The 16252-nt window shown below is 68.4% G+C and carries 14 protein-coding genes; 2 read left to right on the top strand and 12 right to left on the bottom strand.

Going from position 1 to position 16252, the window contains the following annotated elements:
* Positions 1 to 34: 34 nt before the first annotated feature.
* Genes log through QM841_RS17030 form a run of 4 tightly spaced genes read right to left on the bottom strand, consistent with a single transcriptional unit; the run spans position 35 to position 3503 of the window.
* Entirely contained in the window at positions 35 to 592 is a 558-nt protein-coding gene (gene log / locus QM841_RS17045; RefSeq protein WP_005239232.1) for a cytokinin riboside 5'-monophosphate phosphoribohydrolase, read from the bottom strand.
* Positions 592 to 1392 carry an LOG family protein gene (locus tag QM841_RS17040; protein ID WP_095867262.1) on the bottom strand — a complete coding sequence of 267 codons (801 nt, stop codon included), beginning with the start codon at positions 1390 to 1392 and terminating at the stop codon, positions 592 to 594. Before QM841_RS17040 ends, log begins: the two co-directional genes overlap by 1 nt.
* A 42-nt stretch (positions 1393 to 1434) precedes the next feature.
* The gene (gene dapE / locus QM841_RS17035; protein WP_280783495.1) at positions 1435 to 2508 is read right to left on the bottom strand and encodes a succinyl-diaminopimelate desuccinylase; all 1074 of its coding nucleotides are present in this window, start codon (positions 2506 to 2508) and stop codon (positions 1435 to 1437) included.
* Between the two features lie 41 nt (positions 2509 to 2549).
* A complete protein-coding gene (locus tag QM841_RS17030; RefSeq protein WP_283332881.1) occupies positions 2550 to 3503 on the bottom strand; it encodes an SMP-30/gluconolactonase/LRE family protein in 954 nt (317 codons plus the stop codon).
* Positions 3504 to 3644: 141 nt separating this feature from the next.
* On the opposite strand from QM841_RS17030, the gene dapD reads away from it, so the two are divergent.
* Positions 3645 to 4598, top strand: a complete 954-nt coding sequence (dapD, locus tag QM841_RS17025) for a 2,3,4,5-tetrahydropyridine-2,6-dicarboxylate N-succinyltransferase (protein WP_283332880.1) — start codon at positions 3645 to 3647, stop codon at positions 4596 to 4598.
* Between the two features lie 31 nt (positions 4599 to 4629).
* A complete protein-coding gene (locus QM841_RS17020) occupies positions 4630 to 5994 on the top strand; it encodes an amino acid permease (protein ID WP_280785119.1) in 1365 nt (454 codons plus the stop codon).
* Positions 5995 to 6012: 18 nt separating this feature from the next.
* Here QM841_RS17020 and QM841_RS17015 read toward each other — a convergent pair whose 3' ends face one another.
* The 8 genes from QM841_RS17015 to QM841_RS16980 form a co-directional block, all read right to left on the bottom strand.
* Positions 6013 to 6426, bottom strand: a complete 414-nt coding sequence (locus tag QM841_RS17015; RefSeq protein WP_011598031.1) for a DUF1622 domain-containing protein — start codon at positions 6424 to 6426, stop codon at positions 6013 to 6015.
* Between the two features lie 109 nt (positions 6427 to 6535).
* Entirely contained in the window at positions 6536 to 7465 is a 930-nt protein-coding gene (locus QM841_RS17010) for an HAD family hydrolase (protein WP_280785118.1), read from the bottom strand.
* 11 nt (positions 7466 to 7476) lie between these two features.
* Entirely contained in the window at positions 7477 to 9837 is a 2361-nt protein-coding gene (locus QM841_RS17005; RefSeq protein ID WP_283332879.1) for an arylsulfatase, read from the bottom strand.
* Positions 9838 to 9924: 87 nt separating this feature from the next.
* Complete coding sequence (locus QM841_RS17000) at positions 9925 to 11577, bottom strand: substrate-binding and VWA domain-containing protein (RefSeq protein ID WP_280785116.1); 1653 nt, start codon at positions 11575 to 11577, stop codon at positions 9925 to 9927.
* A 134-nt stretch (positions 11578 to 11711) separates the two neighbouring features.
* Positions 11712 to 12950 carry a PucR family transcriptional regulator gene (locus QM841_RS16995; protein ID WP_280785115.1) on the bottom strand — a complete coding sequence of 413 codons (1239 nt, stop codon included), beginning with the start codon at positions 12948 to 12950 and terminating at the stop codon, positions 11712 to 11714.
* A gap of 129 nt (positions 12951 to 13079) precedes the next feature.
* Positions 13080 to 14120, bottom strand: a complete 1041-nt coding sequence (gene curA, locus QM841_RS16990; RefSeq protein WP_280785114.1) for an NADPH-dependent curcumin/dihydrocurcumin reductase — start codon at positions 14118 to 14120, stop codon at positions 13080 to 13082.
* Positions 14121 to 14172: 52 nt separating this feature from the next.
* Positions 14173 to 15573 (bottom strand): acyl-CoA synthetase, encoded by a 1401-nt coding sequence (locus QM841_RS16985; RefSeq protein ID WP_283332878.1) that lies wholly within the window; start codon positions 15571 to 15573, stop codon positions 14173 to 14175.
* 12 nt (positions 15574 to 15585) lie between these two features.
* The gene (locus tag QM841_RS16980; protein WP_280785112.1) at positions 15586 to 16245 is read right to left on the bottom strand and encodes a rhomboid family intramembrane serine protease; all 660 of its coding nucleotides are present in this window, start codon (positions 16243 to 16245) and stop codon (positions 15586 to 15588) included.
* Positions 16246 to 16252: the final 7 nt, after the last annotated feature.

The raw sequence follows: 16252 nt of genomic DNA, 5'->3' as shown, positions 1-16252 counted from the left end.
ACAACGTGCGCCACGACGCGGACCGGACGGCAGCTCAGGACACGCAGGCGTCCAGCGCCTCCCCGACATCGGCCCGGACGAGCAGCCTGTCGAGGGCGCGCTGCGCCACGAAACCGCCGCCCCGCAGCCCGTCGAGCCAGTCGAGCAGCCCCGTGTAGTGACCGTGCGGATCGAGCAGGACCACCGGTTTCTCGTGCATGCCGAGATAGCCCGCGGTCCACGTTTCGAACAGCTCCTCGAGCGTGCCGATACCGCCGGGCAGCGTGACGAACGCGTCGGCCCGGTCCTCCATGATCTGCTTGCGCTGGCGCATGGTGTCGGTGACCACCAGCTCGTCGGCGTCGACGTCGGCGACTTCCCTGTGCACCAGAGCTTTCGGGATGACACCGACGGTCGTGGCCCCGGCGGCGCGGGCGGCCTCGGCCACCGCGCCCATCATCGAGACGTTGCCGCCGCCGGACACGAGTTGCCAACCGCGCTTGCCGATTTCAGTGCCGACCCGGGCGGCGAGTTCCAGGAAATGGTCGTCGACGGGTCCCGACGCGCAGTAGACGCACACCGAGAACGGTTGCGTCGGAACAGTTTTCGGCATCACCACTGATCCTCCGTTCCGAGCAGGGCGGCTTCGTCGACACCCTGCTGCGACCGTATGACGATCTGCACCGCTTCCTCCACACTGTCCGTGACGTGCAAGAGATTGACGTCACCTTCCGAGATCTTGCCGCTGCGCTGGAGAGTTCCCCGTAACCAGTCCACGAGCCCGGACCAGTACTCGGTGCCGAACAGGACGATCGGGAACCTCGTGACCTTGCGCGTCTGCACCAGAGTCAGCGCCTCGAACAGCTCGTCGAGCGTCCCGAACCCGCCGGGCAGGCAGATGAACGCCTGCGAGTACTTCACGAACATCGTCTTGCGCGCGAAGAAGTAGCGGAAGTTGATGCCGAGGTCGACCCACTCGTTGAGGCCCTCCTCGAACGGTAGCTCGATACCGAGGCCGATGGAGTAACCACCCGATTCGCTGGCACCGCGGTTGGCCGCCTCCATGACGCCGGGGCCGCCGCCGGTCATGACGGCGTAACCCGCCTCGGCCAGGCGCGCACCCAGCGCCCGAGCCGCTTCGTACTCCGGGTGGCCGTCCGGTGTGCGTGCGGAACCGAAGACGGTGACCGCGCGCGGCACCTCGGCAAGGGCACCGAACCCCTCGATGAACTCGCTCTGGATCCGCAGTACCCGCCAGGGGTCGGTGTGCACCCAGTCGGTCGATCCCCGCTCGTCGAGCAACCGCTCGTCGGTGGTGGTGGTGTCGTCCTTGCGGGCGCGCCTCAACTGCACCGGACCCCGGTGCTTCACGGACGAGGACTTCCGGCCGTGAGTGTTCTTCTCGGGTGCCATGCGCCCCAGGCTAGCGGGTGGCCCGTTCGGGGCACCGGGCAGTCACGGGGCGCTCAGATAGGCGCGCAGCACCGTCGTCACGTCGGTGATCTGCTGCACGGGCACGTGCTCGTCCCGCTTGTGGGCGAAGTTCGGGTCGCCGGGGCCGTAGTTCACGGCCGGGATGCCGAGCGCGGAGAACCGCGAGACGTCGGTCCACCCGTACTTGGCGCGGAACTCGCCACCCGCCGCCTCGATCAGGGCCGCAGCCGCCGGGTCGCTCAACCCGGGCAGGGCTCCCGGCGACAGGTCGGTGACCTCGAAACCCAGCTCGATCCCGTCGAAGACCTCCCGCACGTGGTCGATCGCCTGCTCGGCGCTGCGGTCGGGGGCGAAGCGGAAGTTGACGTCCATCTCCGCCGCGTCGGGAACCACGTTGCCTGCGACGCCGCCTGCGATCCGCACGGCGGACAACCCCTCCCGGTACACGCAGCCGTCGATGTCCACCGACCGCGCGGTGTAGTCCGACAGCCGCTGCAGGACCGGGGCGAAGCGGTGGATCGCGTTGTCGCCCAGCCACGATCTCGCGGAGTGCGCGCGGGTGCCGCGGGTGGTCAGCGTCACCCGCAACGTGCCCTGGCACCCCGCCTCGATGAGACCTCCGGTCGGCTCGCCGAGGATCGCGACGTCCGCGCGCAGCCAGTCGGGGATCTCGCGTTCGATCCGTCCGAGCCCGTTGTGCACGGCTGCGATCTCCTCGCAGTCGTAGAACACCAGGGTCAGATCGTGCGCGAGATTCTCGATCGTGGCAGCGAGGTGCAGGAACACCGCGTCGCCCGACTTCATGTCGACCGTTCCGCATCCGTGCAGGAGATCGCCCTCACGCCGCGAGGGCACGTTGTCCGCGATCGGCACCGTGTCCAGGTGACCGGCGAGCATCACCCGGCTCGGCAGTCCCCGATCGGTCCGGGCGAGCACGGCGTTGCCGTTGCGGATGATCTCGAAGCCGGTGGTCTGCTCCCGCAGCGCCGACTCGACGGCGGCGGCGATCGCCGACTCGTCGTGCGAGACGCTCGGGATGTCCACCAGGGCGGCGGTGAGGTCGATGGGATCGGCGTGGAGGTCGAGTGGGCTCACCCGTCCACCCTAAGCCGACCCGTCCGCCCGCTCGGGCGTTGCTACCCCTCGACGCCGCCCGGGATCTCGTAGATCGCACCGTCGAAACCGATGCGGAACAGCCGTCCCGCCGAGAAGCCGCCGGACCCCTGCCCGTAGACGACCATGCTCGACGTCGGCAGACCAGACGCCAGCACGCAGTACTGCCCTGGCGAGTCGAGGCGCCAGATCTCGCCGCGCACGTTGGCCGGGACCACCGGACGGCCTCGCGAGTCCAGGGCCAGGCCATCGGGCGCGGCGAACGTGTCGAGACCGGACAGGTCGAGGATGCTCTCGGGTGCTCGCGGGTTCGCCAGCGGGATCCGGCTCACACCCGGATTCACGAACGTCCGCGACACGTAGAGGTACCGATCGTCCGCGCCGAGCACCGCCCCGTTGGCGCTGGGCAGCGTCGCCCAGTTGGGTTCCACCCGCCCGTCGGGGAACACCCGCCCGATCTGGGTTCCGAAGTCGTTGGTGGCGTATGCCGTTCCGTCGGCGGCGACATCGAGTCCGTTGGCCGCGCTCAGTCCCGATACGAACGGGGTGAGCACGTTGGTCGCGGTGTTCAGCTTCGCGATCGCGCCCGGACGCAGGATGTCGCCGAGGAACACGCGGGCGTCCGCGCCGTATCCCACCAGCAGCGAGCCGTCCGACGCCCAGGCCAGCGCCCCGGCCCCGCCGTCCGGCACCGTCGCGACCGGGACCGCGGGGGCTCCCGGGGCGTCGAGGCGGAACACGCGCCCGCTCACGAGGTCCGTCGTGTAGAGGCGACCCCCGCCGTCCACGGCGACTCCCTCGAGCGCCGCACCCGGCACCCGCCCCACGAGAACCGGTGCCTGACCGGCGCCCGGGCACACCGGGGCGGCGGACGCGGTCTGCGGCCCCACCACCGACACGATGCCCGCGAGCAGTGCGCCCGCTGCCGCCGCCCGCAGGCCGCCTCCGACGAATCGACCCAACCTCGAAATGCGCATTGCCACGACCTTTCCCGGTGTGTCCCACGTGCCCCGTGCATACTCCCCCACCCGCCCGCAACCCGCTCGGTTTCGATTCGATCACGCCCCGATAACGACCGCTGGGAATGCCCGAGTAATGAGGCAGTAACCTCTACTGCCGTGAGCACACAGGGAGCATCAGCAGTAGGCATCGCCAACGTGACCGTCGGCGGCACGGTCCTCGACACCTGGTTCCCGGCGCCCGAGCTGGGAAACTTCGACAGCGCGGGCACCGTGCGGATCGAGGGTGGCGACATCCCCTCCGATCTGGCACTCCTCGCCGGACCCGACGAAGCGCGTGAGGTCGACCAGGTCGTGGTGCGCACCACCATCGCCGACCTGTCCGCGCCGCCGGCCGACGCACACGACGCCTACCTGCGCCTTCACCTCCTCTCGCATCGCCTCGTGACCCCGCACGGCGTCAACCTCGACGGTCTGTTCGGCTTGCTGTCCAACGTGGTGTGGACCAACTTCGGCCCCTGCGCGGTCGAGGGCTTCGAGAAGGTGCGGTCGCGCCTGCGCATCCGCGGTGTGGTCACCGTGTTCGGTGTCGACAAGTTCCCGCGCATGGTCGACTACGGCGTCCCGTCCGGCGTCCGCATCGCCGACGCCGACCGCGTGCGCCTCGGCGCCCACCTGGCCAGCGGCACCACCGTGATGCACGAGGGCTTCGTCAACTTCAACGCCGGAACGCTCGGCAACTCCATGGTCGAAGGCCGTATCTCCGCGGGCGTGATCGTCGATGACGGATCCGACGTGGGCGGCGGCGCCTCGATCATGGGCACCCTGTCCGGTGGCGGCAAGGAGACCATCTCCGTCGGCAAGCGCTGCCTGCTCGGCGCCAACGCCGGTCTCGGCATCTCGCTCGGCGACGACTGCGTCCTCGAGGCCGGCCTGTACGTGACCGCGGGCACCAAGGTCACCGGGCCGGACGGCACCGTCGTGAAGGCCAAGGAACTCAACGGCCAGTCCAACCTGCTGTTCCGTCGCAACTCCGTCTCGGGAGCCGTCGAGGTCGTGCCGTGGAAGGGCACCGGCGTGGAATTGAACGCCGCTCTGCACGCAAACGACTGACCCGGTGAGCGGTACGCGAACACCCGACACCATGACCGACTCGACCAGCACCCTGGGCCGGGGCCTGAAGGTCCGTCACCTCACGATGATGGGCCTCGGTTCCGCGATCGGTGCCGGACTGTTCCTCGGCACCGGTGTCGGTATCGCGACCGCCGGTCCCGCCGTCCTCGTCTCCTACCTGCTCGCCGGCATCATCGTCGTCTTCGTGATGCGCATGCTCGGCGAGATGGGAGCGGCGATCCCCGCCAGCGGATCCTTCTCGCACTACGCGCGGATCGGCATCGGCGAATGGGCCGGATTCGTGATGGGCTGGCTCTACTGGTTCATGCTGATCATGGTGCTCGGCGCCGAGATCACCGGCGCCTCCGGCATCGTGAGCGGCTGGCTACCGGGTGTTCCGCAGTGGGTCGTCGCCCTCGTGTTCGTGATCTTCTTCGCGGCGGTCAACCTCGCGAAGGTCAGCAACTTCGGTGAGTTCGAGTTCTGGTTCGCGGCCATCAAGGTGACCGTCATCATCGCGTTCCTGGTGATCGGCGTGCTGCTGGTGTTCGGCCTGCTGCCGGACACCGAACCGGTGGGCACCACCAACCTCTTCGGCCACGGCGGCTTCATGCCCGAGGGCTTCGCCGGGGTCGCCGCGGGACTGCTGGTCGTGGCGTTCGCGTTCGGCGGCATCGAGATCGTGACCATCGCCGCCGCCGAATCCGAGGACCCCGAACGCTCCATCGCCGTGGCGGTGCGCAGCGTCGTCTGGCGTATCAGCGTCTTCTACCTCGGCTCGATCTCGATCATGGTCCTCGTCCTTCCCTGGGATTCCTCGGACCTCAAGAGCGGACCGTTCGTGGCCGTCCTCAACCAGGCGCACATCCCGTACGTGGCCGGGTTCATGGAACTGGTGGTCGTGGTCGCGTTGTTGTCGGCGTTCAACGCCAACATCTACGGCACGTCGCGGATGGCGTACTCACTGTCCCGGCGCGGCGACGGTCCCGCGTTCATGGCCCGGATCTCGAATTCCGGGGTGCCCCTCAACGCGGTGCTGCTATCGGTGTTCTTCGGTTTCGTCAGCGTCCTGCTCAACTGGTGGCTGCCCGACGACCTCCTGGGACTTCTCCTGAACGCCGTCGGCTCGGCGCTCCTGGTCATCTGGATCTTCATCGTCGTCTCGCATCTGCGGCTGCGCCCGCGGCTCGAACGCGAGGGCAAGCTGACCGTGCGGATGTGGTTGTTCCCGTGGCTCAGCTACCTCACGCTCGCAATGCTCGGCGGTTTCGTCGTGCTCATGCTCTTCGACTCCGATGCCCGCACCCAGCTGATCTCGACGTGCGTCCTGTTCCTCGTCATCGCGGCGCTCGGTGTGCTCAACACCCGGCTGCGCAAGCGGTCGCAGACGGTGTGACCGGTTCGGGCCGGCGACTCACCGGCCCGAACTCGGCTCCTGTCCCGCGGACGAGCGCGCCGCATGGGCGAGCACCTGCGGTCCGGTCACGAACGCCTTCCGCCACGGTGCGACACCGTCGATTTCGATCTCGATGGACAGGCTCAGCACGGTGCGGATCAGCACGATCACTCCCAGGACGGCGGCGTCGGTCAGCGACGGTGTCGAGGTGACCGTCTTGACGATGTCTGCCGCGACGAGCAATTCCAGGCCGAGCAGGATCGCGCCTCCCAGCGACTCCCGCAGGGTCTTGAACGCCTGAGCACCGTCCCCGGTCCGCCTCCACGCGCGGACCGCGAGGAAGAAGGCGAAGAGGAACCCGACAACCATCGCGAGGACACCGAGCACTTCGAACACTTCCGTTGCGAGTTCGAAGAACCTGACAGTGTCCATGGGAGTGTTCCTCTTCGGGAGGGTGTTCGCAGTCGAGGCCCGGTCGTTCCATGCAACACGCTAGGCGTCGATTCCCCGATTCGCGGCGAACCCACGAGGATTCCTCGGACTATTCGAGTTGCGGCGGGAACACCGTTGCCCAGTCGTTTTCGATACTGACGACGGTCCAGTCGTGGGTGCCGGCCAGTTCGAGCGCCTCCTCGGCGCCCGCGACGTAGTCGAACTCGCGGGCGGCGTCGTCGTGGCGCAGCAGTAACCGCAGCGACGGCCGGTCCGGTGCCTCCGCGAATTGCAGCATCGGGATGTCGCCGTTGCTGTTTCCCGCCGCCAGCAGGGGTCGCCTGCCGATCCGGTTCCAGATCTGCACCGGCTTCTCGGGGCCGTCGTCGAGGACGTCCGCCTCGGCTCTGCGGACGATCGCGCCGCTGCTGCCGTCGTGCTGCCAGGCCAATGACACCCCGCTGCCGATGACCCGCTGCCGCGGAATGCCGTACACGTCGTGACTGATCGGCCGCATGAAATCGCGGCCACCGCCGGACACGATGTAGTTGCGGAACCCGTTGACGGCCAGGTAGTCGAGCAACTCCACCATCGGTGCGTAACTGCACGCCAGGTAGTTCCGGTCGAGGGTCGGATGCCGGGCGGTGCGCAGGAACTGGTCCGCCCCGGCCTCGAACTCCTCCACGGTCACGTCGGCGAAACCGGTCAGCACACCGGCGGCGAGTTCTCTCACGCCGCTGTCGTCGCCGTTGTAGTGCCGCGTGATGACGTCGTTCAACCAGCCGTAGTCCTGCGTGTAGGCGGCCTGCCAGGGCTGGCGGGTGCGAAGATCCTCATCGTGCTCGGCCATGACGACGAGACGGCGCAGGATGAAGTCGAGCTGAATGGGCATCGGCTTCTCACACCACAGTGTGCCGTCGTTGTCGAAGACCGCGATCCGATCCTCCACCGGGACGTCCTGCGCCGTCACCCGCCCGACGAATCCCAGGATCGCGGTCTTGCCGTCACCCTCACGCCAGCTCGGAAGAGGTTCTGTCACGGCGCTTCCGCTCACTCGCGAGAGAGCATGGCCGCGGCTTCGCGTTCGAGGTCGACGAACGGTTCGCCGCTGACGTCGATCGCGATTCGGTTCAACGTCCCACCGGTGAAGGCCCACGGCGACGAACCCGGGTAGTCGTCGGTGACGGGTTCGCCGCTGTCCCGGCCGGCATTGAGACCCTCACCACCGCCGATGCTGAATTTGCCGGGCTGCGTTCGGATTCGGCCCTCGCCGACCTTGCGGTCGCCGTAGTACAGGCTCAGGACCCCGTGGGCGGTCCCGGGCGGGTCCTCACCGTCCTTCTCGAACGACGCGGCCAGGATGAGGTTCTCCCCGGTTGGCAAATCCTCCGTCGCATCGATCTTCTGCTGATCGCTGCCGAGGAAGTTGTACACGTAGTGCAGCCGGTTATCCTTGACGTACAGCGCGTGCCCACCGAACCGGCCGCCGTGCGAGAACAGCACCCCCGAGGCACCGGGTTCGGGGAGGTCGACGAGTGCCCCGATCGAGTAGGAGCGGTTACGGAGGTTGACCGCCACCGCCTCCGGTACCTCCGCGCCGCCGGGCCGGTAGACGTAGCGGTTGCGCGGGGGCGCGAGCTGCGGGCGTGGGGTGGTGAGGAGTTCGACGGGCGAGCGGTCGTCGAGCGGCAACGCCTGGTTCGCGCCGGCCTCGTGGAACCACAGCCCGACGAGCTCGGCGAGTTGGCCGGGTTCCTCGGCGGCGAGGTCGTGGAGTTCGGCGCGGTCCACCTGGGTGTGGTACAGCTCCCAGGTGTCCTCCGGGAAACGGCTCCACCCGCTCAGTGTCGGGTGGGTGGTGACGGCCTTCCAGCCGTCGTGCCAGATGCCCCGCCCGCCGAGCATCGAATAGAACTGGGTGTGCTTGGCGGTGGGGATGGTCGCGGCGTCGAAGCTGTAGCGCATACTCACGCCCTGGATCGGGTGCTGGGTGTACCCCTTCACCGTCTCGGGGAGTTCGACACCGAGGCAGTCGAGCAGAGTCGGCACGATGTCGATGGCGTGGTGGTACTGGTCGCGGGTCTCGCCGCGGGCCTCGATCCCGGCCGGCCACGACAAAATGCACGGATCGCTGGTGCCGCCGTTGAACGAGTAGCGTTTCCACATCTTGAACGGGGTGTTGAAGGCCATCGCCCACCCGTTCGGGTAGTGGTTGTAGGTCTCGGTGCCGCCGAGCTGGTCCAGCTTGGCCAGATTCTCGGCGAGATCGTCCGGCACGCTGTTGGCGATCTTGTTCTCGTTGACCGACCCGTTCGGGCCGCCCTCGCCGCTGGCACCGTTGTCCGAGACCACCACGATGATGGTGTTGTCGAGCTGCTCCATCTCCTCGAGGTAGGCCAGCAGCCGGCCGATCTGGTCATCGCAATGAGAGAGGAAACCGGCGTACACCTCCGCCATCCGCGCGAAAAGCCGTTTTTCGTCGTCGGACAGGGTGTCCCAGGGGCGGGTGAAGTCCAGCGGTGGGAACGGCTTGCCGTCGGGTCCGGTGCGGGTGTCGGGGGTGCCGATCGGGTTGAGCGGCGGCAATTCGGTGTCCGGAGGTACGAGGCCCATCTCCTTCTGCCGGGTCAGGGTCCGCTCGCGCATCGCTTCGTATCCGTCGTCGAACCTGCCGCGGTAGCGGTCGGCCCACTCCTGGGGCACGTGGTGCGGGGCATGCGCGCAGCCGGGTGCGTAGTACAGGAACACCGGCCGGTCCGGGGCAATCGCCTTGACATCGCCGAGGTAGTCGAGCGCGTGGTCGGTGATGTCGACGCTGAAGTGGTAGCCCTGCTCCGGGGTGGCGGGCTGCTCGACGGGATGGTTGTCGTGCACGAGATCCGGATACCACTGGTTCGTCTCCGCGCCGAGGAAGCCGTAGAACCGTTCGAAGCCGCGGCCGACCGGCCAGTTCCGTTTCGTCGACGCCAGGTTCATCTCGTCCTCGGCGCACAGGTGCCACTTGCCGACCATCGCGGTGGAAAAGCCCTGCTCGACCAGGATCTCGGCGAGGGTGGCGCACTCGGGAGGGATGTGCCCGTTCCCACCGGGGAATCCGACAGCACACTCACTGATGCAGGCCATCCCGTTGGTGGTGTGGTTACGCCCCGTCAGCAGGCAGGATCGCGTCGGGGAACACAGGGCGGTGGTGTGCCACTGCCCGTACCGCAGACCGTTTGCGGCGATCCGGTCGATGTTCGGGGTCTCGATCGGCCCGCCGTAGCAGCCCATCGCTCCGAAACCGACGTCGTCGAGCACGATGTAGAGGATGTTCGGCGAACCGGGCGGCGCCTTCGGCTGCTCGTAGGGACCCCAATCCGGGATCGAGTCCCGAATATCGAGATTGACGACACCTCTGAACGGCTTGGCCATGACGAGCTCCTCGAATGGGTCCGACTCCCCCCTTTCACCCAAGCACTGTCGACCGATGGATGGCTAGTGCGCCGGAACAGTATTCCGCTAGCTGCGACCGCGCGCCGCCAGCGCGTTGACGAACACGTTGGCGATGTCGGCGGGATCCTTCGCGACGTAGCTCGACCCTCCGGAGACCCGCGAGATCTCGGCGAGTGTGGCCGCATCGGCGTCGCCGGTGATGCCGATCGTCACGATGATGACGGGCCGGGCGGGATCCATCTCGCGCTGCAGGATGCTCAGAAGCTGTTCCTTCGTGATGGAGTCCGGATCCTCGTTGGCACCGTCGGTCAGGATGATCACACTGTTCACGGCGCGCGGGTCGTACGTCTCCTGCACCGTCCGGAACGCGGCGAGCGTCGTGTCGTACAGGCCGGTACCGCCGCCGATCAGCCCGTCGACCTTCCCCGCCTGCTGCGCCATCAGCTGGCGCTGTGTGAGGCCGTCGACCACCGTGTCGTAGCGGCGGATCGGGACCATCTCCTTGTAGTCCTGCGGTCCCCCACCGAGCCCCTGCGAGAACGCCCACAGGCCGGCGGACACGCTGTCCGGGAACATCGCATTGCCGGCGAGCGCCGCATCGACTGTGAGGTCCATGCGCGACCGGCTGCCTGCGGGTGTCTCCATCGACCCCGACACGTCGATCGCGACGAGTGTGCGGATGGGCAACGCCATCAACGCCCACCCGCCGAGGGCGTCCTGTAGCGCCGACTCGTCCTCGAGCCCGAGCTTGGTGATCCTCCCGACGCCGCGGCCGTCGGCCGGCGGGCTTCCGTCGGGTCCGCGGAATCCGTTCTCCGCGAGTACCGCACGGGCATCCTCACCGCCCAGAACAGCGGCGACGGCACGTGCGACCTGGGTGGCCCTGTAGTGCCGGTCGGGGGCGGGCGAGGTGACCACGAGCGGGAAGTTCATGAAATTGCTGCCCGTCGGGGGCACCGTCGCGGTGAGCGTGCGCGCGCCGTCGCCGTCGCCATCGGAGAATTCGAGCACGGACTGTTCGGTGGCCACGGCGACTCCGCCGTTGTCGACGACTCCCTGCAGCATCTCCTCGCCGATGGGCTCGTCCGCGGTACGTGCACTCTCCTCCTGCGCGAGCGGGACCAGCGCGGCCCGCACCGTCCCCGCGGACACGGGGTCGGCCTGACCCTCGGCGAGTGCCGCGTTGATCGGAGCCTGCGCGACCCCGGTCACGAGGGGGTTGCCCAGCTGGATGTCCTTGATCTGGAGGGCGGCGAGCCACGTCGGCGACGTGGGGACGTCCTCCTCGCGGGAGGCCAGGACAACGGGCGAGGATGCGATCGACCCCGTCATCACCTCGACCGGACCGGCCGCGGTGAGCGCCGCCTTGCCCACCCAGGCGCCGGTGTCGGGGATCCAGAGGTCCGGGGCGTCGGTTCCCTTGCCGAGTCGTCCCGCGACGTCGCCGGACGTCGCGGCGCTGACGGCGACGTTCGCGCAGCCCAGGTCGGTGTCCTTCGCTTCGCCGAGAATGCTGCTCAGGGCGGGCACGATGCTCGGGTCGGCGGCGAGGGTGTAGTCGGTGACCTGATCGCAGTCGTCGGCCCAGGAGCGCACCGCGTGAACGACGACGACCACGGAGGCCACGAGCCCGAGCACGACAGCGGCGCACACCGCGTAGAACCCGGGCGAGCGACCACCGCGTTCCTGCCCCGCGCTCGAATGACGCCCTCCGGCCATCGCCTGCCTCCCTAACATTTCGGTCACGAGACGACCACCGACACACCCGGACCGAATATGATCCGGCCCACATCGTAGCGAACGGTGCAGCGTACGACGCTGCGCCAGTGGCGGGCGGCCGAAACAGGGTGACGTCAGCGATCGGGTTGCGCGACCTCGAGCCGGCGGGCGACGAGCGCGGCCTGGATCTGCCGCAGCCCGGACGGGCGGGTCGGATCGCAGCCCGTCAGCTGCGCCACCCGCTTGAGACGGTAGTCCACCGTATTGGTGTGAAGGTGCATCTGTTTCGCGGTGCGCTGCCGATTGAGATCGTGGCCGATGTGCACCTCGAGCGTCTCGATCAGTTCGGGTGAGCCCTGCAACGGTTCGAGAAGCCGCGCCAGGTGGGTCCGGCCGGGCCCGGGCCTGGTGAGCTGGTATTCGAGCGCCAGATCGTCCATCTCGTAGAGGCCCGGTTCCAGCGCCAGCTGGTGGGCGAGGTCGAGGAGTTCGTGGACCTGGTCCGCGGCGGCGGGGATACCGGCGGTGCGGACCCGCGTCGCTGTCGCGGTGAGGGGAACGCCGGCGGCGGCTCCGATGCGGTCGAGCAGCGACACCATCCAGGCCCGCTCGGGCGAGCCCGGCAGCAACAGTGTTCCGCCGTCCGGGCTCAGCGAACAGAGGGCGGCACCACCCGCAGCGTCCGCCAGCTCGATCTGCAACCGGCGGAGTTTCTGCCGGGCGACGACGGCTTTGCGCCGGTGGGTCACGGCCTCCGTGGGATGCGACGGAATCGACAGCCCCAGCACCACGTACTCGTCGGCCAGCTCCACACCCGCGTGCCGTGCGGCGGTCGCCGCCTTTCGGCCGCTGAGCAGCGCCGTGACGAGGTTGACCGCGGCACCGTCGCGTTCGCTGTTGACGGCTTCGAGTTCTTCCACGTAGCTGGTCGTCGCGGCGACGGTCACGCATTCGAGGAGCGTGAACATCACCTTCTGGATGACCAGGAGTTCGGGCAGGTCTTCCGTGCGGGCGTTCGAGGCGACGAGGTCGCCGGCCTCCTGGATGCCTTCGTGGAGGATCCGGAGCACGAGCTTCAACGGGAACCCCTCGCGGGCCCAGCGCGCGGAACTGTTGCGCACCTCCGCGAGGTCCTCGTCCGTCGGGCTGATGCCCTCGTCGAGCATCTGGATACCGAGACCGAGGCAGACGATCGTGAAATCCATGACGTCGCTCTGCAGTTGTTCGCCGGGCAGCGAACCGCAGGGGGTCACGTTGTCGGCGAAATGCCGGACCAGCTTCTGCGCGACCGTCAGCGTGTCGCGCAGCGGGGCGGAGGCGGGCCTGCCATCGACGAGGATTTGCGAACCGGCCCCCGAACTATGATTCGTCATAGATCTGATCACTCCCCTATGTGGATGACACCGAACTCCCGCACCATCGACATCACGCAAACATAACGAGGGTTCGCTTCTGTCACCGTTGTATCACGACAGCGCCCTGTCCAGGGCGAATACGGTCGGTCAATTCTCCTCGGCGACCCGGACCACCAGCTTGCCGAAGTTGCTGCCCCGGAGCAGACCGATGAACGCCGCGGGCGCATTCTCGAGGCCGTCGACGATGTCCTCGCGGTAGGCGAATCGCCCCTCCCGGATCCACCCGGACACATCTCGCTGGAAGTCCGCGTACATCTCGGAGACGAACTCGCGCTGGATGAATCCGCGGATCGTGAGGCTCTTGACCAGAACCCGGGTGAAGAAGCCGGGCAGCCGATCCGGCCCCTCGGGCGTCTCGGTGTCGTTGTACTGCGCGATCAGGCCGCACACGGGAACTCGCGCATACAGGTTGAGCAGCGGCAGCACGGCTGCGGCCACCGCACCGCCGACGTTCTCGAAGTAGACGTCGATGCCGTCGGGGCACGCGGCGCGCAGTTCCTCGGCGAAGTTCGGGGACCGGTGGTCGACGGCGGCGTCGAATCCGAGTTCGTCCAGCAGGTAGGCACACTTTTCCGGTCCGCCCGCGATCCCGACGGCCCGGGCGCCCTTCAGTTTCGCGATCTGCCCCACCGCCGAGCCGACCGGACCGCTGGCCGCCGCGACGACCACCGTCTCGCCTGCCTCCGGTTGCCCGATCTTCAACAGACCGGCGTACGCGGTGAAGCCGGGCATGCCGAGAACTCCGACGGCGGTCGACAACGGCGCAGCGTCGCGGTCGAGTGCGCGGAGTTGGTTGCCGTCGACCACGGCGTGCGACTGCCAGCCCGCGTATCCGAGAACGTAGTCACCGGTTGCGAAATCCGGGTGCCGGGAATCGACCACCTGCCCGACGGTGCCACCGACCATGACCTCGTCGATCTCGACCGGGTCGGCGTAGGACTCCGCCGCACTCATCCGGCCGCGCATGTACGGGTCGAGGGACAGGTAGATGACGCGGACCAGCACCTGACCGTCAGCGGGTTCGGGCAGGTTTACCGCCTCGAGCCGGAAGTTGTCGGCGGTCGGCGCACCGTCCGGCCGTGACGCGAGGACGATTCGGGTGCTCTGAACGATGCTCTCCACACTCACTGTGCGCCTGCCAATCCGTGTCGGGCCGGTATCGTTCGCCAGCCTACCGATTTCAGAACAGTTGCTTCTTCTGCACCTTGCCCATCGCGTTCCGCGGAAGCGACTCGACGACACGGATCTCGCGGGGCCGCTTGTGCACCGACAGTTCGGTGGCCACGTGCTCGATCAGCTCGGTTTCCGAGACGTCGTCCCCCACCACGAAGGCCACGAGCCGCTGCCCGAGGTCCGGGTCGGGAAGGCCGACCACCGCGGCTTCCCGCACACTCGGGTGGCCGAGGAGAGACGTCTCCACCTCCCCCGCCCCGACCCGGAATCCGCCCGACTTGATGAGGTCTGTGGATTCGCGGCCGACGATGCGGTGGAACCCGTCCGGGTCGATGACGGCGACGTCGCCGGTCTTGAAGAAGCCGTCGTCCGTGAAGGATTCGGCCGTCGCGTCGGGCTTACCGAGATAGCCGTCGAAGAGCATCGGGCCGCGCACCTGCAGTCCGCCGATGGATTCGCCGTCGTGGGGGACGTCGCCGCCGCGCTCGTCGCGCAGCCGGGTCTCGACGCCGCGGACCGGCACACCGACCCACCCCGGGCGACGCTCGCCGTCGGCCCTGGTGCTGAGCGTGAGCATCGTCTCGCTCATGCCGTACCGCTCGATCGGTGCGAGCCCGGTCAGCTCGTGCAACTTCTCGAACACCGGCACGGGCAGCGGGGCGCTGCCCGACACCAGCAGTCGCGCACCCGACAGCGCGCGCGCCGACTCCGGGTCGTCGGCGATGCGACCCCACACCGTGGGGACACCGAAATACATCGTTCCGTGTGCGGCGGCGTAGGCCGCAGGGGTGGGCTTGACCGTGTGGACGAGACGGCTGCCGATACGCAACGGTCCCAGCACACCCAGGATGAGACCGTGGACGTGGAACAGCGGAAGTCCCTGCACCAGTGTGTCGTTGCCGGTCCACTGCCAGGCGTCGGCGAGGGCGTCGAGGCCGGCGGCGATGGCCTTCCTGCTGATCAGGACTCCCTTGGGCGGTCCCGTGGTGCCGGACGTGTAGAGCACGAACGCGATGCCCGACTCGGGCGGTTCCGGGTAGCTGTGCCACGACCGGGCATGGACGCGGACCGGGACGACGGGCAGCCCCACCGTGTCCGCGGGCGCCTCGCCGAGCCACGCCTGCGCACCGGAATCGCGCAGGATGTGCTCGAGTTCGGCGGGGCCGGAATCGGGCGGCACCGGCACCGCGGTCACACCGGCGATGAGGCAGCCCACGACCGCGAGGACGGTGGTGACGGTGGGGGTGGCGAGGATCGCGACCCGATCCGCGCGTGCCACACGCTCGGCCACGGACGTCGCCGCACCGAGCACGTCGCCGCGCGACAGGGTGGCGTCGCCGATCCGGATGGCGTCGGGAATGTCGTCGCCCTGGGCGACGGCCAGAGGATTCAGAGATCGCAGCAGCACATCGACAGCTTCTCACAGGGTCCGGACGTGGTCCGGTGGGTCTCCCGGTGGCGGACTGACGGTGGCCAGTGCCGCACCCAGCAGCGCCCCGGTGAGAACAGCCAGTCCGTGGGCGTCGTCGACGACCAGCAGCAGGACACCGGCGACGACGATGCCGCCGCTCGCGGCGAGTGCTCGCCACTCCTTGGACTGCATCACCACCAGACCGGCGAGGGACGCGGCCAGCGCGAGTGTGGCACCCGAGTTGCCCGCCCCGGGCGACGGGAACAGGAACGCGGTGAACAGGCCGAAGATGATCTGGCTCGCCACTAACAGCAGGACGGCCCGCACTCCTCCCCAGACCCGGACCGCGAGCGGGGCCACCCACGCGAGAACGAGCAGATTTACCGCGGTTCCGGCCAGTCCCCCGTCCTGCACCGCAACCGACGTGACGATCCGCCACCACTGGTGGTCCCGGATCTGGGTGGGGTCACGCTCGAGGGCGTCGAGGATGGCGGGGACGACGATCTGCAGCAGCGACGGCACGGCGATCAGCAACCACAGCACCACCGCGGTGCGCGGCGGACGGGTGAGTCGGACCTCGCCGATGCGCGTCGAACCGAGCAGCGTCGCGAGGACGAGAACGACGGCGAAGAGGACCGCGCTGGCCCATCCCCCGCCTGAAGTCGTCACCGCGAAA

This window comes from Rhodococcus sp. IEGM 1307, from assembly GCF_030056915.1.
Lineage (GTDB): Bacteria > Actinomycetota > Actinomycetes > Mycobacteriales > Mycobacteriaceae > Rhodococcus_F > Rhodococcus_F opacus_D.
This window is presented reverse-complemented; position numbering and strand designations above follow the sequence as displayed.

Bases quoted from the DNA above. Each gene is read 5' to 3' on its own strand.
- QM841_RS17030 (WP_283332881.1), bottom strand. From the start codon at position 3,503: ATGCGCATTTCGAGGTTGGGTCGATTCGTCGGAGGCGGCCTGCGGGCG.
- QM841_RS17015 (WP_011598031.1), bottom strand. From the start codon at position 6,426: ATGGACACTGTCAGGTTCTTCGAACTCGCAACGGAAGTGTTCGAAGTG.
- QM841_RS17040 (WP_095867262.1), bottom strand. From the start codon at position 1,392: ATGGCACCCGAGAAGAACACTCACGGCCGGAAGTCCTCGTCCGTGAAG.
- QM841_RS17020 (WP_280785119.1), top strand. From the start codon at position 4,630: ATGACCGACTCGACCAGCACCCTGGGCCGGGGCCTGAAGGTCCGTCAC.
- QM841_RS17000 (WP_280785116.1), bottom strand. From the start codon at position 11,577: ATGGCCGGAGGGCGTCATTCGAGCGCGGGGCAGGAACGCGGTGGTCGC.
- QM841_RS17005 (WP_283332879.1), bottom strand. From the start codon at position 9,837: ATGGCCAAGCCGTTCAGAGGTGTCGTCAATCTCGATATTCGGGACTCG.
- QM841_RS16995 (WP_280785115.1), bottom strand. From the start codon at position 12,950: ATGACGAATCATAGTTCGGGGGCCGGTTCGCAAATCCTCGTCGATGGC.
- log (WP_005239232.1), bottom strand. From the start codon at position 592: ATGCCGAAAACTGTTCCGACGCAACCGTTCTCGGTGTGCGTCTACTGC.